Source organism: Vibrio sp. SS-MA-C1-2, from assembly GCF_021513135.1.
Classification (GTDB): domain Bacteria; phylum Pseudomonadota; class Gammaproteobacteria; order Enterobacterales; family Vibrionaceae.
The window spans coordinates 844,045-864,571 of sequence record NZ_CP090980.1; the positions used below are offsets into that span (position 1 = coordinate 844,045).

Sequence of the window (20,527 nt, forward strand, 5' to 3'; positions counted from 1 at the left end):
ACCGGTGGAGTGAACTATACCTATAGTTGAACGACCGTTCAAGTGACAATTTGAACGGTCGTTCATAATCGTGTGAGATTAGTTGATAAATCTATGATTATAAAGTAATAAAAATCTTGTATTACTTGGTGTTGACTGTTCTAAATGGGTGGGAATCAAATTAATCTTTACCATTTAAAGTCATGAGTTTATAATTTCACGAGTGTTCATATTTAATTATAAAAGATCTTATTATGGCTAAGAACATAAAATTTGACCGACAAGCTGTGGTAGACAAAGCAACCGACTTGTTCTGGAAAAAAGGCTTTCATGCGACCTCAATGCGCAATTTGCAAGATGAGATCGACATGAGACCAGGTAGTATTTATTCTGCTTTTGGCAGTAAAGAAGAGTTGTTTAAAGAGGCACTTCGTAACTATACGGATATGACGCTCACGCAAATCGAATCTTTGAGAAATGAATTTGATGACCCTATAGCAGTTTTAAGGACGTTTGTTAAAGCTCAGGTTATTGATACCCAAACCGATGCACCTAACGGTGTGTGTATGCTCACAAAAACAATCAGTGAGTTAACTCAAGAAAACCAAGAATTGATTGATGTGGCTAAAGCGCATCTAGGTGAGATTTCTCAATACCTTGTGGCGCTTATCAAAGAAGCTCAAACGCTAGGTTTAGTTAATATCAAGCGCGATTCTTCAGAACTGGCAAGCCATATGCAAATCCAAATAGCAGGGTTACGTACTTTCGCTAAATTGAATGGTGACAAGATACTACTTAACGCGAAAATTGATGACATATTTCGCTATCATCCGTTCGCCTAATTTTAATAGATCGAATTGAATTTATGCGAAGAGAGTGATATATAAACACAAACTATTTTAGGTCATAATGCTAACCAATTGACTCCATGTTAAAATAATCTTTTATTGAGAATGATAATACATATGACTCAAATAGATATGGTTTGTCGGTTTTGTCATCAGATAAAATCTGTACAAAAGCATAGAACAGGCGTAACAGGAGTTCAACGAGGTTTAATCATCAGCAAGCCCATTAATTAAGTTATGATTTAATTATGGCTTACAAAAATTGACGAAATCCCGCCTAACAGAACTAAAAACCTCTGTTAAGAAGGATGTTTACTGTGGATAGTTGTTCTTAACATGAAATGGTGGCAAGTTTTTTATTTTGTTTACCGTAACCTTTTTGGATTAATTGGTTATCCAATATCACAATGATGCCTTTATCTTCTTTACTGCGAATTAATCGACCGACAGATTGTGTCAATGCTCGAGGCGTTATTGGCAGTGTTAATTAAAGAACGGCTTGCGACCATTGGTAGTAATATTTTCCTAGACTACGTTTGCCAGTGGTGTGTTATTATAACAAATAGTAGTTTTGTTATAATAACATTTTTCACATATTGTTTTAGAAATCTAAAACTTCTGATAGTGATGAAAGTCCACAAAGCAGTGATTTATGACTTTTAACAATGATATTTTTATTGGAGAACTGCGTAACACACCGGTCATAGCGTGAGCAGATTAGAAAAAGTTGTAGAGGAAACTATCCACTTGGCAGTAGATAGAGGCGCTTACCCATTTGCTTTGATTTATCAGAAGGCAAAGAAATGATATTTTCCATGTAAAAATTTTACTCTATCAACTAGAAGAAGTGAATACAATCATTTGTGATAAAGGGTACAATAATCAACCTTTTCGCCGTTTTGTCCAAGAGCGTAGGGGATCACCGTCATTTAGTAGAAAACGCTTTTGCAAAAATTAAAAATTAAATATTATAAATTAGAAAGAAACTATGCCAGCATGATATCACTGGCATTCATGTTAATGTGGTTGCTGATGTATTGTTAAATAAAATGTGAAAAACAAAGATCAACATGCCCTAGGGCTGTCTCTTGATCAGATCTCATAGCGATCCTTCCGCTTCAAAGATCGCTTTGGCCACTCGGTAGCCTTGAACTTGCGATTGCAGCTTATCCCAACCCTCCCAAATCGTTGTCCAACTTGCCATTCCTGTCCTTTTAGTATCTGTGAAACCACCAAGTTTTGCTATGGATTGATACGCCCACTTCAAGCTCGGGGCATTTTTTCCTTTGTGTCCTCTGGGCTTGTAGTGTTGCATTAAAATGCGCCACTCATCTTTTTCTAATACATGGTGGCAACTCTGCTTCTCTAGTTCTTCAGCCTCTTCTCTCTTCCCTTTTTTTCGCAGGTACAAAGATAGAGTCATAATTTCTCGAAGTTGGAGCAACCGAATGCCCACAAACGCTAGGATTGAGGCTGCTCGCTCTAAATTATCGGGGGAGGTCATGCGTAATCTTTCTACACCAGCACCTGTTTTCCAGGCTTTATGAAAGTCCTCAATACGCCATCGAGTTGTATAAATATCAATAATATGGAGCTGTTGCTCTAGCGTATCTATCGGCTCACTCGTCAAAAGTAACCAAGAGAGCTTCTCGTTTTCTTGTGTCGTTCCTGACTCTTGTGCATATACCGCATTAAGAATGTGCTCTTGCCCATTAAACTTAACGGTGACAGAGCTGGCTTTTAGCGTTAAATTTGCTGTGCGAGAGACTCTGTTTTTCGTCTTACCGCGAGCATCTTTCATCCCTTTTTGAGGTATAGCCACGGTATATCCGCCAGTCATTGGTTGACTGTCCATATGCGCAAATAGCTTGCTCTCATCAATGAGTTTTCTTGAGTGCTTAGCTCTAACCACAAAACGTTCGGCATGTGATTGTTTATCAGCGAGATAGCTCATTATGTCTGCTTCTCTGTCACAGACGGATATAACACGTGACATATGAGTTTTAAGTCTCTGCCGAGTAAAATGAGAAGCGTCTGCCCATTTACCACTTTCTTTTTCGTCAGCATCATTTGGGTCATTTGGTCGGCACCACCAGTCTTGATGTATTAACCCCAAGGTCTTTGAAGTCGAACTATCAAGCAACATCACAGAATGAACCCACCAACCACGAGAGGTATCTGTTTCCTTACCGAGCTTGCCCAATTGAGGAGCAACACTGTGTCGATAGCTTAATGATGTTGTGTCTTCTAGAGCCAGTATTTCTGGGACATCGGCGGCCAATTGAGCGGTACAATTAAACCCATTGGCTCTAATGACGGACGCGCTGACATTTTCATTCCGGATCAAGCGATAAGCTCCTTCTAATTTAGATTCATCTCCCTCGCACGTCCGTGCGAGAGACTTGCCAGCCGCAGACGCTAACTGAGAAGCGACTTGTTTAAGTCTATCAGTTCTGCGTTTATCACCTAGCTCTGTATTTGCAAAATGATTAGCCGCCCATTGTTCAGTGTTAAAAAGTGACATATTAAGACCATAAAAAAGTGAGTTCTAATGATCTGATCATAATTCCTTAATATCGTTCCCTTTTTACCGCAAATATTTGTCTAGAAGAGTCAGGCCCTAGGGTGTCGGTCTGTAACTGTCAACAAATACAGGCCACACTCTTTCACCCCAATCATAAAGTATATCTATACTCATAAGGTTTTATTCGTTTACCGTCTACTAAGTGGACACTAAAAAGTTTTCGGGAATTTTATCATAGTGGTGCTCATTCAATATCAATAAGTTACATTAAGATAACTTTTACACAGCTACTTAGCAAATCTAATTAATTTAGGTATATCAGATTTGAGAACTATAAAGTCAGTTGAGAAAATGTAAATATATTAAGATGATTGCCAATTATTTATGCATTGCTTCTTAAATCTACTAACTTGTTTTTTCTTTTGAATCAACCAATTTAATTTCAATCTAAATGTTTCAATACGATTAAGTCTTATGTTGTTTGCTTGCGAAAGTAGTTGAGGTTGATGTTCATGGACTAACCGTAAAAGGTGGTAGTGAGAAAATAATGAGACAATCATCCAATAAGGCGCATTCCACCATCGTAAAATAGTCACTCTTTCAAAATCGACCATAAATAATCCATCTTCATTTTTTATTAGATCTCTAATTGGAGTTGAGTGCCTTGCCACTCCACATTTTCTCACTTGTCGTAAGATATTTCGTACTCTAACAAGGTCTCGACTCGTTAAATTGTTCGGACAGGCGCCATTTATTCGTTTTATATAGAGGGTCATACCGAAATTAATAGAGTGAATCATATTGGGAATAAAAGGGGCCTCCTCTAAGCGAGATAATGCTTCTTTTTCACATTTATATCTTTTTTCAGCATTAACACTGGGTTTAAAAACTTTACGTACATGATCATGATTTAAATGTAGCATTGTTTTTCCAGTGATATAAGTATTGTTAACGACTTTATTATTTCTACCCATACGATTACTTTTTCAATCAATTATTTGTTTAGTGTTAAAAAGGTAATGAATACTTTGAATGTTATGGGTGAATATGTCAATTAAGTAAGTCTTATTTAGTAAATAAAATGTATTTAATTTTGAATGAATCCTAAATAATAAATTAAGTAGCCATGTGTGGTTATCTTAATGTAACTTATTGATATTGAATGAATGCTACCTTGATAATATTTCTGAAAACTTTTTAGTACCTACTTAATTAAATGGAATATAAGAGGTGCTTAGTTTTGATAACTAAATGATCTTTTGATATTGATTTAGGTATGGAATGAAGAGGTGAGGAATAGAGCTTTTTCATAAAAATATAAAGTAGCATTAACTTTATGAAAAGAGTATTGATTTCCATATCCAAAAAATATAGTCAATTTTATTGTTAAAAAATATCCTGATTACACAAAGCAAAAACTGCATTTCTGCTTATTGAAACGACATTTAAATGATTTTGGATACTTATTTAGGTGGTAAAAGCAGGTGAAATAATAAGAGATGCAGTAGGTATGTGTCCTTTCATTGTAGTGATATCTTTAAATGATGGGGGCAATCATATTTATATGAGATTTAGTTTGATCAATAGTTTTAAGAAATAATAAGTATCAAAGTAGATTAAAACAAATCTTAGATCTAATTAGCCATCAAAAAGTTTTTGGGAATTCTCCATGATATCTTTCATCTAATATCAATGACTTAAATCAAGCTGACTTTCACTCCGTTATTTAAAATACTTGTTATACTTGATGATTTCCCTGCGTTTCATAAAATAATTAGTAATAATATTTATTACGATGTTATATCTAAATTTAGGAATAAGCTTGAAAATCATGCCCTAATATTGAATTGAGTTGATACGATGATAAGTAATGCAAAAAATCAATTCGAGGTACTTATCATGGAATCATGACAGGAATAAGAAATAAGCATACTCTTCGATATTTGAAGGAGTTTTTTAGGTTTCACAACCAATTTAAAATGAATTAATTGTTAGAATTTTTAATTAAGAAAGTATCGGTGTGCCCACCGATACCTAAGAGATTATTGACACTACTGAAAGTCACTTGTAATTAGGATGATTAATATATTAATTATTCAATTAATAAGCTAGTTTTTTTCTCTAATACATGGTCCACTTTTAGAACCATCAAAAAAAACATCCCATAATTTATTATTTTTTGCTTTCTGATAACCAAATTCATAAAGTTTATTCATATAATCATTATCGAAAAATTTATCAGGCTGAGGTAAGTCGTTAAAATTATTGTCGATATATGTTAAGTGATTTTTTAAGTGAGAACATTGACTAATATATTGTTCTCGATATAAATCGCCTCTTGTTTGAGCGAAAATCAAACTATCAAGACTGTGACTTGCAATTGGAATTATATTTGATTTTATTTTTTTGAATTTTGGCTTAATATAACCGTTTCGTATAATATACATATTTTGCTTTTTATCTGTTAATGATAACTTTGAAATTATATCCTGGCTATTACTATTTGGATTAAAGAATAATTGTGCTGATAGTCCACCATCAAAATGCATTTCTGAAAACTTTTTCCCATTCTTATCATAAACAGTGAATTCTTGAGGTGGAAAAAAGCCTGGAATAGAAGAACTAGCAGCTAATATTGAATGAATTAATGAACGCTTATTAGGTAAATTACTTGATGCAATAAGACCAATATTCCAAACCATTAATCGACTTGATTGAAAGTGAGTAGTACCAATGAATAAGCGACGACCTTTAGTATATTCATTACTAATTTTTAATATTATTTCATCATCATATGTCTCTTGTATTTTTTTAAAAAACTTATCACCTACTGTATACGAATCAGAGGTTAATGGCCAAAAAATACTTTTTTTATTTAAGTTTTCTTTATCATTCAAAGATAAAATAGCTTTTTTTGCCTGAGTTAAAGAGTCTTTATCACCAATGAAAGCGAATGGAGCAATAAGAGCACCAGCACTTATACCTGTAACTATAGTATAATTAGGTAAAGCATTCCTATCGTATAAACCATTTAAAACTCCAATACCATAGGCTCCATTTTGGCCTCCTCCAGATAGTAATAAAATATTAAGTTCATTATTCGTTTCTTTATTTTTAATAATTGTCTCAATATTCAATGGTGCTGAATCACCCCAGAAACGGTATGGTTCAGTTATATTGCTATCTTTATGATTATTATTAATAAATACTTTTTCATAATTACTTTCATTGACTTGTTCAAATTTTGATATGTCTGTTGAACATGCACTAATTAGCAGTAAGAATACTAAAAGGTATAATTTCATATTTTTCTCCATAAATACTATTCAGGATAGTAAAAAATATGTAAAAATACTAAATTAAATTACTACTTAATCTGAGAATTAGATCAGAAGTGGAATTTTCCTTAGAACCCTTGCAGGGCTGACTCTTCTAGACAAATATTTGCGGTAAAAAGGGAACGATATTAAGGAATTATGATCAGATCATTAGAACTCACTTTTTTATGGTCTTAATATGTCACTTTTTAACACTGAACAATGGGCGGCTAATCATTTTGCAAATACAGAGCTAGGTGATAAACGCAGAACTGATAGACTAAAACAAGTCGCTTCTCAGTTAGCGTCTGCGGCTGGCAAGTCTCTCGCACGGACGTGCGAGGGAGATGAATCTAAATTAGAAGGAGCTTATCGCTTGATCCGGAATGAAAATGTCAGCGCGTCCGTCATTAGAGCCAATGGGTTTAATTGTACCGCTCAATTGACCGCCGATGTCCCAGAAATACTGGCTCTAGAAGACACAACATCATTAAGCTATCTACACAGTGTTGCTCCTCAATTGGGCAAGCTCGGTAAGGAAACAGATACCTCTCGTGGTTGGTGGGTTCATTCTGTGATGTTGCTTGATAGTTCGACTTCAAAGACCTTGGGGTTAATACATCAAGACTGGTGGTGCCGACCAAATGACCCAAATGATGCTGACGAAAAAGAAAGTGGTAAATGGGCAGACGCTTCTCATTTTACTCGGCAGAGGCTTAAAACTCATATGTCACGTGTTATATCCGTCTGTGACAGAGAAGCAGACATAATGAGCTATCTCGCTGATAAACAATCACATGCCGAACGTTTTGTGGTTAGAGCTAAGCACTCAAGAAAACTCATTGATGAGAGCAAGCTATTTGCGCATATGGACAGTCAACCAATGACTGGCGGATATACCGTGGCTATACCTCAAAAAGGGATGAAAGATGCTCGCGGTAAGACGAAAAACAGAGTATCTCGCACAGCAAATTTAACGCTAAAAGCCAGCTCTGTCACCGTTAAGTTTAATGGGCAAGAGCACATTCTTAATGCGGTATATGCACAAGAGTCAGGAACGACACAAGAAAACGAGAAGCTCTCTTGGTTACTTTTGACGAGTGAGCCGATAGATACGCTAGAGCAACAGCTCCATATTATTGATATTTATACAACTCGATGGCGTATTGAAGACTTTCATAAAGCCTGGAAAACAGGTGCTGGTGTAGAAAGATTACGCATGACCTCCCCCGATAATTTAGAGCGAGCAGCCTCAATCCTAGCGTTTGTGGGCATTCGGTTGCTCCAACTTCGAGAAATTATGACTCTATCTTTGTACCTGCGAAAAAAAGGGAAGAGAGAAGAGGCTGAAGAACTAGAGAAGCAGAGTTGCCACCATGTATTAGAAAAAGATGAGTGGCGCATTTTAATGCAACACTACAAGCCCAGAGGACACAAAGGAAAAAATGCCCCGAGCTTGAAGTGGGCGTATCAATCCATAGCAAAACTTGGTGGTTTCACAGATACTAAAAGGACAGGAATGGCAAGTTGGACAATGATTTGGGAGGGTTGGGATAAGCTGCAATCGCAAGTTCAAGGCTACCGAGTGGCCAAGGCGATCTTTGAAGCGGAAGGATCGCTATGAGATCTGATCAAGAGACAGGTATTGGGCCATTAACAGCGACAGCACTTATTGCAGCAATAGGTGATGGTAGTCAATTTAAAAATGGTCGTAACTTATCAGCTTGGTTGGGGCTTACGCCACGTCAGCACAGCAGCACAGCAGCACAGCAGCGGAGGACGAGAACTTTTACTTGGCATTAGTAAAGCTGGTGAGTGCTACTTAAGAACTCTTTTTATACATGGCGCCAGAGCTGTGGTAAATAGTGCTAAAGACAAAAAAGATAAGATCAGTCAATGGGTGCAGAACTTAAGTGAAACGCACCATCACAATGTTGTGACAGTGGCATTAGCCAATAAAAATGCACGTATAGCCTGGGCATTATTAACAAAACAACAGGAATACCAGCCTGCTTAGAAAAAACAAGTTAAAATAATAAATTAATTTAGCTACAACATCGAATTGCATACCGGTTGATGATTAAAATAGATAGGATCGATCACTGGAGAACCTGAAGGGTGGGATGAGCTAATAGCTCGAGCGATCAACTAGGACCAGTGATGCGAATTGCTCATTATGGCTAATATCAATATAAAGATGAAAAGCCGAATATACTTTAGCAATCAATCTTTTTTACGATTCAACTGTTGCAATAAAAGGGAAGCCCATATACCCGCTCTGGGATCGCTATGAGGTTGATCAAGAAGTAAGTTAATATATTTGTCTATACCAAGTTTATCGATTCTTCTAAGATTATAGTATTTAATTTATAATGAAAGTTTTTTTTAATATTGATGTAAATGTTTTTTTTATGAAACTATTTATTATATTTCCCAAGATGATTGATTATCAATATTGAATGTGTATATATAGATAAAGATTTTATTTTACCATATGGCATGAAGGTCTAAAATTTAATTATAGCAGTATTTATTAGTCCCCTTTAAGGTTAAAACCACCGACTTTAGTCGGTTAGCTTTAGCTATGATATTCTTTTAGTCTTCCCAGCCACTGGAGAATCTAAATGGATTATAGATATGGCAGTCATACAGTCTTTAAAATTCAATATCATTTCGTCTTTGTAACTAAGTACAGGTATGCTGTATTAAGAGGAGATGTTGCGCTTCGAATTAGAGAGATAATACGGCAAACATGCCATGCTTTTGAAATCGAAATATTAAAAGGTGTTGTAAGTAAAGATCATGTACACCTTCTGATATCAGCTCCTCCCAATATGGCACCAAGTGAAATAATGCGAAGGATAAAAGGTAGAAGTTCCAGCAAGATATTTGAATCATTTCCCGATTTAAAGAAAAGGTACTGGGGACGTCATTTTTGGGCTCGAGGGTATTTCTGCGTTACATCGGGAGATGTAACAGAAGACATGATAAAAGAATATTTAGAGCACCATTTTGAGCCTAGTCCAGAAGATAATTTTAAAACTGAGGGGTAAAGAAAACCGGTCTTTGACCGGTATCCGGGACTTTCAGTCCGTAATACTAACCCACCTTAGGTGGTTGTTAAGTTAATTTCAATGGCATATGTCGAGATAACTTTAACGCAGCAACTTAATAGGTTTACTATGTTATTTAAATTGATTAATTAAATAACTAAAAATTTGAATGATAAGTAATGAGAATTAAAAGGTATAAAATGAAAATATTATATATTATAATCATCATGATAAATTTCTTAACACGAGCATATGCTGGTGATTTAAGATCTGAGTCTATAAAGGCAAGTAATCCAGTTGCATTTGCAACTAAAATTATCATTGATAACATGTATTTACCAGCTGAAAATGAACAGCCTGATATAAATGAATTTCAATTAAATATAGTTGCACCATATCCTGTAACAGATGAAATAAATTTAATTAATAAGCTGAAATTGCCAGTTGATACATTAACTTATAATAATAATGGTCTTAAAAATGAAACTTCTTTAAACGATATTACATATACAGGGTATTTTAGTAATGCAAAAGACTTTGTATTTTCCAATGGATTAAAATTATCTACAGGATTTGGTCCAAATATTACTTTTGATACATCAAATTTTGACTATGTAGATGATAAAAATGGTGGGGCTATAGGTTTGTCTAGTGTTGCTTTCGCTAAAACAAAAAAATTCATTGGAATGGTTTCTTACCAATATAGCTGGGCTTTGAAGTCAGAAGGTAATAATACTCAAAATATGCAGTTTATGGCAGCTTATAATTGGGTTAATGGTATGTCTATTAATATGGCTCCTTTTCTAACTAAAAAAGAAGGGGAGGACTGGTATATTCCTATCGGGTTTGGGTTAGGTAAGTTTATTAAGGTAAATGGAAAGCTTCCCGTAAAGTTTACAGCAAACGCATATTATAACATAAGTACACCGAGTAAAATGGAATATCATAATTGGCAATATCAGATACTTATTATCATTATGGCTCCAAGCTTATTTGGTAAATAAAGCGGTAATGACCTATATAGCTAAATCACCATAATGTGTCATAATGATGTTATGACATATTCCAAAGATTTTCGCCAACATGTATTGGCCTTCAAAGACAAAAACTCTCTTACTTTCCAGCAAACTAGTGAACGGTTCAATATCTCTATTCGAACTTTATTTCGCTGGGAAAAAGAGATAGAACCCTTAATTCATAAAAATCGTCCCGCCATTAAAATTAGGCTCTTCGACGTTTCAAGTGGATTTGGGTTAAAATATGCATCTCCTAAATAGCCGCCAATGTAAGGTCCAGTCACGTTGAATTCTTCTGATATTTTTATGCTCGGGTTAGGGCTACAAGCTCCGTGGAAACTTATCGACCAATCTCTTAATACAGAACACTCTCCTTATGAGCTTCATCTACAAGTTGGGGCTGAACGTGGAGTACTTTACTCGTGTCCAGAATGCGGTATCGCTTGCCCAGCACATGATTTCAAAGAGAAAACATGGCGTCATCTCAACTTTTTTCAGCACCATTGCTATATCACTGCGAAGATACCTAGAGTTCACTGCAAAAATCACGGGGTAAGGCGCATTGAAGTGCCTTGGGCAAGGCCGGGTAGTGGCTTTACTTTGTTGTTCGAAGAAGTGGCCTTAACACTCGTAAGAGAGATGCCCGTTAACGCTGCCGCTTAGTTTATGGAAGTGACGGATAAGCGGCTTTGGCGAGTGGTGGAATATTACGTCGAGCAAGCTTTATCACGACTTGACCTGTCGTCTCTCCATGCCTTTGGATTTGATGAGACAGCGTCAAAGCGTGGACATAATTACGTCACTGTTTTCATTGATATGGCGCGTAAAACCCTCCCTGTTGTCTTTGCTATACCAGGAAAAGGCAAGAAAACTGTCACTGAGTTTACCACCTTTATTGAAAAGCACGGAGCAAATTCAGAGCAAGTCCTTGAAGTCGTGTGTGACATGTCTCCGTCTTTTTTAAGCGGTGTCAAAGATGAATTTCCGAAAGCGAATGTCACCGTTGATTGGTTCCATGTTGTACAGTTATTTACCCGAGCCGTTGATGAGGTTCGGAAAGAGGAAAGAAAGCACAATGACATGCCGAAGGCGCTTCGTTGGGCAGTGTTAAAGACTGCTGAGAGTCCGATGACAGATAAGCAAGCTGACCTAGAGCAGTATGAGCTTGAGACAGCGAAAGCTTGGCGAGTAAAAGAAAAATTACGTTGGATAAGAGAAGCGCCAACGGCTCAAACCGCTCGTTGGCGCCTGACTAATTTCATCAAGTTTACACTTGACGAAATAGGGAGCTCAGATGCTTTAGAGCCAGTAAGAAAAGCGCTAGCAACGTTAGAAAAGCATTCAGAGAGAATACTTCAACGCTGGACTTCGACCTATACGAATGCACGAATAGAGGGTCTGAATAGTTTATTTCAAGCAGCGAGCCCCGCCGCTGAAATATTGAAATCCACTTGAAACGTCGAAGAGCCTAAAATTAATGACGATGCTCTACGTGCTGATATTAAAATGCATCCTGACAGCTACCAATGGGAAAGAGCTAAGCGATTTAATGTGAGTCAGTCGGCTATGCACTACGCGCTTAAGCGCCTTTATATTACTTACTGATGTTACGCAGTTAACATGTCTATCTCTCGCAAAGCCTTAAGTGCTTCTTTTTGAGCTTTTATATAAAGCTCGTTTTTAACCCAAATGTCGTTAAGCCTTTTTTAACACTTAACCCTTCCAATTTGGCGTGTATGGACACATCCTCTTTTGCAAGTAAAATTTTTGTTTAATTAGGTATAACTGCCTACGTGTATCCGGTTTCATTAATGATGTGAATTCAATAATAACACATCGAACCATAATGGCGATTTCCGCACGTTAACTCCCAGTCGGTTGCACGAGTTTATTCTCTACGCCAAATAAGGGTTTTGCTAACGTTGGTTTTACCAATTAACCATCAATATTACTTTTGCAATTTTTATTGTTCTCGAATTAAACTCTGAAATACAGCAATTTCTTTCATATTACCCCGCGGCTAAGGAAGGGTTGTACTTATCTTCCTTAGATACTAGTGCCCAAGATATCCTCGCAATTTTATTCGCCAAAGCGACAATTGCTATATTAGAATGCTTTCTGCTACTTAATTTTTTAATCCATAAGCTTAAAGGGTCAGTCTTATTTTTGACATGACGGAAAGCAGATCTTGCACCATGTACCAGTAACTTTCTTAGATAGCCATTACCTCTTTTACTAATTCCTAATAACCGCTCTTTGCCTCCAGTACTATGCTGCTTAGGAACTAAGCCCAATGATGCGGCAAAATCACGACCTTTTTTAAAACTGCTTCCATTCCCTAAGTCAATTAATAAGGCACTACAAATTAGAGGACCGATACCAGTTATCTCCATAAGTCGCTCAGCATTTTTGTTGCCTTTTAAACTAGCTGTGATCATAGATGATACCAGTTCCAGATGCTCATCTAATCCTTTAAGTTCGTCATATTGCATCTGTAGTACTTCTCGAAATAGTGGTGTTAAATTATTTTCAGCGTCTTCAAGCCACCATGATATAGATTCTCTGAGCTTTTTTATTCCAGTTGGAGCAACAATGCCATATTCTGCAGTAAGGCCTCTTATTTGGTTCGCCTTTGCTGTTCGTTGAGTCACTAGATCTTCGCGAAGGCGGTGCATTGCTTGGATATCTTGTTGCTCAACAGTTTTTGTCGAAACAAATCTCATATTTGGTCGGCTTATCGCCTCGCAAATGGCTTCAGCATCTGCCATATCATTTTTATTTGTTTTCACATAAGGCTTTACAAATTGTGGAGCAATTAGCTTAACTGTATAGCCTAAGCACTGTAACTCTCTTGACCAATAATGAGCAGAGCCACAAGCTTCAATGCCGATAATAGCATTTTTAGGCACTCGCTTAACTATTTCATTCAACCACTTTGAGCGTGAATACTTTCCTTTCCATGCTTTATTTTCATCTTGATCTACTGCATATATATGAAATGAATTTTTCGCAATATCAACACCAACACGAATGATAGTTTTCATAATGAACCTCACCTATATAGTTAAACTTAACATTATCAGTTTAGGAGATTATAGGGTGAGGATGTGTCCATGCCATTGGTTGCTAGCAATGACATGAAAATGTGATTACTTTGAGTTCTCTCTTTCTTAGCGGGAGATTTAGCAAGGCCTGTATTCGATTTGATATTCTTATGAAATACTTCAACTTTCCATCGTTTCTGATAGATTGCTTCCATCGACTCTTTATCTAGTTCAATATCATTACTGATCAAATATAATATCCCTTCACTTCCATCTTTGTTTTTAAAAATTTGTCGATGCAAAATAATGGGTATATCCATTCCTTTTACCCAACCAAGGATCGGGGAGTCTGACCAATCTAATGAATCAATACGTTGAAAGCGTCCTTCTAATTTATCTTCTTTGCTAAGTGCGATTAACCGATTACTTTTTAACGCAAGTAAAAAATATTTCTTTATCTTATCGTTGATAAACTTCATATTACCGATGGAGGAAAACCAGCTATCAGCCAAGACATAGCGCCATTTTAATTGGTTTTGTTGGCATGCTTTAAGTAGGGTGATCAGATCATCATTCTTTGTTGTTTCACTTTTTCTTTTTATCTTTCTCGTTGAAATATCACTATATTGAATAGGTTTTGTTATTAACTTAAAAGCGACAGGAATACTGACATCATTAGCATGATAAATACAATTTAATAAATTGATACCTTTAACTGAGCGACCAACGGTATGGTCAAAGTGCCAGTTAATCAGGTCATTTTCACTGGAGTAAGGTTTCGCTTGAACAGTGTCATCGAAAATTAACACACCGTCATCAGCTTCTATATCACGTACGTCTTTCTTCACATTTTGCCATAAGTCAGCCGAACTAAACTGTTTATGCGAGAGAAAACGTGTGACTTGGTCGTGACTAATATCACCATCTAAAAGATTTGATAGACCCGTTGCTGTCGTATAGCTGAATGAAGTGACAAGATAATCAATATACAGCTCAAATATTTGTTTATTTTTATTCATGGTTCTATCTTAACCATTTTAGAAGTGAAAGTTTAGTCTACTGCGTAACATCAGTTACTTAAAAATAGAAATGAATTCATCAATAGTACTCAAATTTTATGGCTCTTCGACGTTTCAAGTGGATTTCAATATTTCAGCGGCGGGGCTCGCTATCATATAGATCATAGTGATGAACGTGGCTGTATTTCTATAGCCGCGTGCCCTTGACCTCGCTGCTTGAAATAAACTATTCAGACCTTCCATTCGCTGTCTCTTGATCAGATCTCATAGCGATCCTTCCGCTTCAAAGATCGCCTTGGCCAATCGGTAGCCTTGAACTTGCGATTGCAGCTTATCCCAACCCTCCCAAATCGTTGTCCAACTTGCCATTCCTGTCCTTTTAGTATCTGTGAAACCACCAAGTTTTGCTATGGATTGATACGCCCACTTCAAGCTCGGGGCATTTTTTCCTTTGTGTCCTCTGGGCTTGTAGTGTTGCATTAAAATGCGCCACTCATCTTTTTCTAATACATGGTGGCAACTCTGCTTCTCTAGTTCTTCAGCCTCTTCTCTCTTCCCTTTTTTTCGCAGGTACAAAGATAGAGTCATAATTTCTCGAAGTTGGAGCAACCGAATGCCCACAAACGCTAGGATTGAGGCTGCTCGCTCTAAATTATCGGGGGAGGTCATGCGTAATCTTTCTACACCAGCACCTGTTTTCCAGGCTTTATGAAAGTCCTCAATACGCCATCGAGTTGTATAAATATCAATAATATGGAGCTGTTGCTCTAGCGTATCTATCGGCTCACTCGTCAAAAGTAACCAAGAGAGCTTCTCGTTTTCTTGTGTCGTTCCTGACTCTTGTGCATATACCGCATTAAGAATGTGCTCTTGCCCATTAAACTTAACGGTGACAGAGCTGGCTTTTAGCGTTAAATTTGCTGTGCGAGATACTCTGTTTTTCGTCTTACCGCGAGCATCTTTCATCCCTTTTTGAGGTATAGCCACGGTATATCCGCCAGTCATTGGTTGACTGTCCATATGCGCAAATAGCTTGCTCTCATCAATGAGTTTTCTTGAGTGCTTAGCTCTAACCACAAAACGTTCGGCATGTGATTGTTTATCAGCGAGATAGCTCATTATGTCTGCTTCTCTGTCACAGACGGATATAACACGTGACATATGAGTTTTAAGTCTCTGCCGAGTAAAATGAGAAGCGTCTGCCCATTTACCACTTTCTTTTTCGTCAGCATCATTTGGGTCATTTGGTCGGCACCACCAGTCTTGATGTATTAACCCCAAGGTCTTTGAAGTCGAACTATCAAGCAACATCACAGAATGAACCCACCAACCACGAGAGGTGTCTGTTTCCTTACCGAGCTTGCCCAATTGAGGAGCAACACTGTGTCGATAGCTTAATGATGTTGTGTCTTCTAGAGCCAGTATTTCTGGGACATCGGCGGCCAATTGAGCGGTACAATTAAACCCATTGGCTCTAATGACGGACGCGCTGACATTTTCATTCCGGATCAAGCGATAAGCTCCTTCTAATTTAGATTCATCTCCCTCGCACGTCCGTGCGAGAGACTTGCCAGCCGCAGACGCTAACTGAGAAGCGACTTGTTTAAGTCTATCAGTTCTGCGTTTATCACCTAGCTCTGTATTTGCAAAATGATTAGCCGCCCATTGTTCAGTGTTAAAAAGTGACATATTAAGACCATAAAAAAGTGAGTTCTAATGATCTGATCATAATTCCTTAATATCGTTCCCTTTTTACCGCAAATATTTGTGTAGAAGAGTCAGGCCCTAACCCGAGCATAAAAATATCAGAAGAATTCAACGTGACTGGACCTTATATTGGCGGCTATTTAGGAGATGCATATTTTAACCCAAATCCACTTGAAACGTCGAAGAGCCAATTTTATTTTGACTCTTAGAAGGGTATCAGTTTTAGCTAGCTGGAGTGCTTCAACCTTAATTCAGGAGTAGGAATAGTACGTTTTTTCGTGTTTATCATTGTTCACCTCATTAATTATTGTACTCATCTTAAGTAGTCACAAAAAAGTTTTCGAGAATTTTATCATGGAAGTGGCCGTTGAATATCAATGATTTGCATTAAGCCAACTTTCACACAGCCACTTAACACGATTTTCAAAATTGCTGGGGTAGATCATTATCATATTCCCCAAAACGTTTTAATGCCTACTTATATGAAAATAAACCAAGTAAAGATATCACAAAGTAAAAATTGGAACGATATGATTTTTAGTGATATTTTAAAAAATTAAACACTTAACTTTAAGTCAATATTTGATTGTTAAGTTTTTTTTATAATTGATTTAAATATATTCTTTTAAGGAAAGATATAACATTTAAATGTTGCCAATAAATTAATTGGTTTTAATAATTCAAATCATAAGGTATATCATGTTTAAGTCAAAAAAAATTTTATTATCTACAGTTTTAACCTCTTTACTATTAGCTAGTACAGTTACATCTGCAGCTGAAGTATCTACATTTAACCATGTTTCATCAACACATAACTTTACTGAAACAACTCAAGCTTTAAAAGAAAGTATTTCAAGTAATGGCTTGATGGTTATGGGTAATATTAATCAACAAAAAGTAATGTCTATGTCAGGGCTTAAAATGGAAGGAGCTCAAAGCTTCTTAGTAGGTAGTCCAAAAATGGGTAAGAAAGTATTAGAAATGGCACCTGCAGCCGGCGCAAATATTCCATTACGTATTTATGTATGGGAAGAGCAGGGAAAAACAACTATTGGTTGGTTTAATCCAGAAGTATTGATGACTAGTATTTCGCCAAAGCTACAAAAAGCAGGTTCAATGTTAGAATCTCAGCTTTCAAAAGTTGTAGCAGATGCCGTTAAGTAATATATAATATTCTTAGAAATTGTGTAGATACTTTTCGATGTAAGTTATAGATAAGTAGCCGTGTGAAAGTTATCTTAATGTAACTTATTGATATTAGATGAGCATCATAATGATAAAATTCCCGAAAACTTTTTAGTGCCCACTTAGTTCACTATAACGACAACGAAATACTCCCGCAATCTTTCTGTTATCTACTTAATTATGTCAATGATCAATTTAAATTGATCATTGACATTCAATAAGATTCAAATAGTTATAAGTGATTTTATAGCGATTATTTATAAATATACATTTGATAATGAATATATATTTATATCACTTGATTAAATTCGTCATTTATGCAAGGTGAGAGTATTTAAATTTATTAGTTTAATATACAGTCACTTAGTTTGCTTTTTATAAAAAATCATGGCTTTTATTTTTTAATAAAAACACTTCAGCTTTTAATCTAGACAATCGACTGGTTAATTATCAATAAAAGTATGCTTGAATCCTAGACACGTATGAGGTTTTTATTACAATGAAAATTAATACTAATTATATATTATTAATAGGTGTTGCTTTGGTTGCTGCTTCAGTATCACCATTATCATTCACATTATCAGCAACTGGTCTTGTTAGTTTTGGCTGGTTAGGGACTCATGCAATTGTCCCTGCTGTTATTATTTGGTTTTCCATTTTTATTATATCAATAATAACTGGAAATAAAAATATTCGGAATACAATGTTAATATCAATGTTGGCTGGTATTATTGGAACCGTTGCAATGGAAGTTATTAGAATTGTTGGTTTTCAATATTATAATGCAATGCCTGGTGACATGCCTACCTTAATGGGTGTTAAATTAACAAATCAATTTATGATTGGACCTGATTTATGGTCTAATGTAGTAGGAAATAGTGATCACTTTTGGAATGGTATTTCATTTTCATTTATTTTTATTGCATTATTTGGAAAAGTGAATTGGAAATATTCTGCTATATATTCTCTATTTATTGGGACAACATTTATGTTAAGCCCAGTCATGGATATGTTAGGAGCTGGTTACTTCGGTCAAGATTTTGCACCTATTGCTTTTCCTGTTACGGTATATTTAGCCCATTTAGCCTGGGGAATAACTTTTGGTTTAGTCAATGAATATTCTAAACTTAATTATAAGTCTTTGTTTTCTTACTTACTTACTATAATAAAGAATAAGCAGCACTATAATTAATTCTGCTTGAAATATCATAGTGCTTTCTTTGCTAGATATGGGATACTGCCAAAAACCTAGCTACTTCAAGTAAGAAGGATATATAGAGAGTAAGTCATGACTAATTTTTGATATGTGATTATTAGTTCTAATGTAGGGATCTCTACTAGTATTCTTCATTTGATAAGGTAGAAAATAAAGTATTTTAAACTAAATTTTTCTCTAGAGAAAAATAGGTGTGTTGGCTTAATAGTAAGTATTTGTATGAAAGTTATCTTTATGTAAGTTATTGATATTTAATGAATGCCACCATTAAAAAATTCCTAAAAACTTTTTAGTGTCCACTTAATAAGAATGATATTTGTATAGATGAGCTTATAAGACATAGATCTAGTCTATACTGTAGGTTATTTCTTGTAAGTGGCTGTGTGAAAGTTGGCTTAATGCAAGTTATTGATATTCAATAGCCACTTCCATGATAAAATTCCCGAAAACTTTTTTGTGCCTACTTATGATGATATTAATTGGTAGCCCATAAATTATAGAGAAGATAACGTAAAGATAATTTAATAATTAAGCATAACTAAATTATACTTAAAACGACAATAAGGAGCATAACAATAAAAATTCAGCAATAAACAATAAACAATAAACAATAAACAATCAACTGAGGAAGTAATATGTCGAATTTATTACGTGGATTTTATTCAGGTTTTATAGCAACAATAGCATTAACTATCATAATGATGGTTAAAAAAGTGATGGGTGTTATGCCTGAGTTAGATCCTATTCATATGATGTCTACTATGATATCAATGAAACTGGGTATCATTGAGTCTCCGATTATAGGATGGATAATGCATTTTGGAGTGGGAACTGTAGCATGGGGCGGAGCATTTGCTGTTTTCTACCATGTTCTTCCAACAGCAAATAAAGTAAGTAAAGGTATTTCTTTAGGTATTATTGCCTGGGTTTTGATGATGATCGGTCCAATGCCAATGAGTGGTGCAGGATTCTTTGGGCTAAATATTGGACTTGGTGCACCTATAATGACACTCGTATTACATATAATTTTTGGGGTTGTTTTAGGTTTAGTATTTAAGCCAAATGAAAAATAAATGTTTATCTAAATTTAGGCATAGCTACCTATATAAATTGACCAAAATATAACTAAGCCAACTACTTCATTTTATTTAATTTTTCTATAATGTTATTATTTAAGATATCATTGAATTGTAAAAAACTTAAACACCAGCCTGTAACGTATAATACGTTACAGGCTTTGGACGCTATGTTGAACGATTACTCAGCTTGATTAAGGACTTTTTAAATTCAATAGCTTTAGTTGATCGAACTAAATATAACTTAAAGACAAGCGCAGTTGCAACTCTGGCTGTAATTAGTCGTTTGAATATCAATTAACCTGTTGTTTTTTTAATATTTAATCTAGCTAATAGCCGCAGATTTTCAATAGCTTAAACGGCGAATTCAACTCTGAAGTGCAACACTCGTTAAGCTGTATCTTTTAATTGATCAAATATAAACAGGGGCTGTTTATAACCTAAACACTTTCTTGGTCGTTTATTTATTCGGTCTTGTACAAGTTGAAGATAGTCATCTTTAACTTGCTTGAGATTTGTTCCTTTAGGAACATATTGTCTAAG

Annotated in this window: 17 protein-coding genes and 3 pseudogenes; 12 read left to right on the forward strand and 8 right to left on the reverse strand. The window is 35.7% G+C overall.

Going from position 1 to position 20,527, the window contains the following annotated elements:
• Positions 1-233 precede the first annotated feature (233 nt).
• A complete protein-coding gene (locus tag L0B53_RS03730) occupies positions 234-821 on the forward strand; it encodes a TetR/AcrR family transcriptional regulator (protein WP_235059130.1) in 588 nt (195 codons plus the stop codon).
• Positions 822-1,158: 337 nt separating this feature from the next.
• Here L0B53_RS03730 and L0B53_RS19355 read toward each other — a convergent pair whose 3' ends face one another.
• The gene (locus L0B53_RS19355; protein ID WP_260115525.1) at positions 1,159-1,287 is read right to left on the reverse strand and encodes a helicase C-terminal domain-containing protein; all 129 of its coding nucleotides are present in this window, start codon (positions 1,285-1,287) and stop codon (positions 1,159-1,161) included.
• A 281-nt stretch (positions 1,288-1,568) separates the two neighbouring features.
• Between L0B53_RS19355 and L0B53_RS03735 the strand changes: the two are divergent.
• Positions 1,569-1,871 (forward strand): annotated as a pseudogene (locus L0B53_RS03735) (transposase); the annotation flags it as partial.
• 55 nt (positions 1,872-1,926) lie between these two features.
• Here the strand turns inward: L0B53_RS03735 and L0B53_RS03740 are convergent.
• The 3 genes from L0B53_RS03740 to L0B53_RS03750 all read right to left on the reverse strand — a co-directional run bounded on the left by L0B53_RS03740 (position 1,927) and on the right by L0B53_RS03750 (position 6,656).
• On the reverse strand, positions 1,927-3,351 hold the full coding sequence (locus L0B53_RS03740) for an IS4 family transposase (protein WP_235059131.1): 1,425 nt from the start codon (positions 3,349-3,351) through the stop codon (positions 1,927-1,929).
• Positions 3,352-3,713: 362 nt separating this feature from the next.
• Entirely contained in the window at positions 3,714-4,325 is a 612-nt protein-coding gene (locus tag L0B53_RS03745; protein WP_235059132.1) for a hypothetical protein, read from the reverse strand.
• A gap of 1,134 nt (positions 4,326-5,459) precedes the next feature.
• On the reverse strand, positions 5,460-6,656 hold the full coding sequence (locus L0B53_RS03750; protein ID WP_235059133.1) for a patatin-like phospholipase family protein: 1,197 nt from the start codon (positions 6,654-6,656) through the stop codon (positions 5,460-5,462).
• Between the two features lie 211 nt (positions 6,657-6,867).
• On the opposite strand from L0B53_RS03750, the gene L0B53_RS03755 reads away from it, so the two are divergent.
• The 7 genes and pseudogenes from L0B53_RS03755 (at position 6,868) to L0B53_RS19535 (ending at position 12,342) form a co-directional block, all read left to right on the forward strand.
• Positions 6,868-8,292 (forward strand): IS4 family transposase, encoded by a 1,425-nt coding sequence (locus L0B53_RS03755; protein WP_235059134.1) that lies wholly within the window; start codon positions 6,868-6,870, stop codon positions 8,290-8,292.
• 17 nt (positions 8,293-8,309) lie between these two features.
• A pseudogene (locus L0B53_RS03760) lies at positions 8,310-8,685 on the forward strand (transposase); the annotation flags it as partial.
• Between the two features lie 607 nt (positions 8,686-9,292).
• Complete coding sequence (tnpA, locus tag L0B53_RS03765) at positions 9,293-9,721, forward strand: IS200/IS605 family transposase (protein ID WP_235059135.1); 429 nt, start codon at positions 9,293-9,295, stop codon at positions 9,719-9,721.
• Between the two features lie 200 nt (positions 9,722-9,921).
• Positions 9,922-10,725, forward strand: coding sequence for a hypothetical protein (locus tag L0B53_RS03770; protein WP_235059136.1), 804 nt, complete (start codon positions 9,922-9,924; stop codon positions 10,723-10,725).
• Between the two features lie 297 nt (positions 10,726-11,022).
• On the forward strand, positions 11,023-11,400 hold the full coding sequence (locus tag L0B53_RS03775) for a transposase family protein (protein WP_235059137.1): 378 nt from the start codon (positions 11,023-11,025) through the stop codon (positions 11,398-11,400).
• 36 nt (positions 11,401-11,436) lie between these two features.
• Positions 11,437-12,192, forward strand: a complete 756-nt coding sequence (locus tag L0B53_RS03780) for a transposase (protein ID WP_235059138.1) — start codon at positions 11,437-11,439, stop codon at positions 12,190-12,192.
• A gap of 51 nt (positions 12,193-12,243) precedes the next feature.
• Positions 12,244-12,342, forward strand: coding sequence for an IS630 transposase-related protein (locus L0B53_RS19535; RefSeq protein WP_409202778.1), 99 nt, complete (start codon positions 12,244-12,246; stop codon positions 12,340-12,342).
• A gap of 404 nt (positions 12,343-12,746) precedes the next feature.
• Here L0B53_RS19535 and L0B53_RS03785 read toward each other — a convergent pair whose 3' ends face one another.
• The 4 genes and pseudogenes from L0B53_RS03785 to L0B53_RS03800 all read right to left on the reverse strand — a co-directional run bounded on the left by L0B53_RS03785 (position 12,747) and on the right by L0B53_RS03800 (position 16,489).
• Positions 12,747-13,781 carry an IS110 family transposase gene (locus tag L0B53_RS03785; protein WP_235059139.1) on the reverse strand — a complete coding sequence of 345 codons (1,035 nt, stop codon included), beginning with the start codon at positions 13,779-13,781 and terminating at the stop codon, positions 12,747-12,749.
• Between the two features lie 35 nt (positions 13,782-13,816).
• The gene (locus L0B53_RS03790; protein ID WP_235059140.1) at positions 13,817-14,800 is read right to left on the reverse strand and encodes a transposase; all 984 of its coding nucleotides are present in this window, start codon (positions 14,798-14,800) and stop codon (positions 13,817-13,819) included.
• Positions 14,801-14,914: 114 nt separating this feature from the next.
• Positions 14,915-15,061: pseudogene (locus L0B53_RS03795) on the reverse strand (ISL3 family transposase); the annotation flags it as partial.
• Between the two features lie 3 nt (positions 15,062-15,064).
• Positions 15,065-16,489 (reverse strand): IS4 family transposase, encoded by a 1,425-nt coding sequence (locus L0B53_RS03800; RefSeq protein WP_235059141.1) that lies wholly within the window; start codon positions 16,487-16,489, stop codon positions 15,065-15,067.
• Positions 16,490-17,206: 717 nt separating this feature from the next.
• Between L0B53_RS03800 and L0B53_RS03805 the strand changes: the two genes are divergently transcribed.
• The 3 genes from L0B53_RS03805 (at position 17,207) to L0B53_RS03815 (ending at position 19,981) form a co-directional block, all read left to right on the forward strand.
• Positions 17,207-17,671 carry a DUF302 domain-containing protein gene (locus L0B53_RS03805; RefSeq protein WP_235059142.1) on the forward strand — a complete coding sequence of 155 codons (465 nt, stop codon included), beginning with the start codon at positions 17,207-17,209 and terminating at the stop codon, positions 17,669-17,671.
• Between the two features lie 520 nt (positions 17,672-18,191).
• Positions 18,192-18,884 carry a hypothetical protein gene (locus tag L0B53_RS03810; RefSeq protein WP_235059143.1) on the forward strand — a complete coding sequence of 231 codons (693 nt, stop codon included), beginning with the start codon at positions 18,192-18,194 and terminating at the stop codon, positions 18,882-18,884.
• A 659-nt stretch (positions 18,885-19,543) separates the two neighbouring features.
• Positions 19,544-19,981 carry a DUF6789 family protein gene (locus L0B53_RS03815; RefSeq protein ID WP_235059144.1) on the forward strand — a complete coding sequence of 146 codons (438 nt, stop codon included), beginning with the start codon at positions 19,544-19,546 and terminating at the stop codon, positions 19,979-19,981.
• The last annotated feature ends 546 nt before the right edge of the window (positions 19,982-20,527 follow it).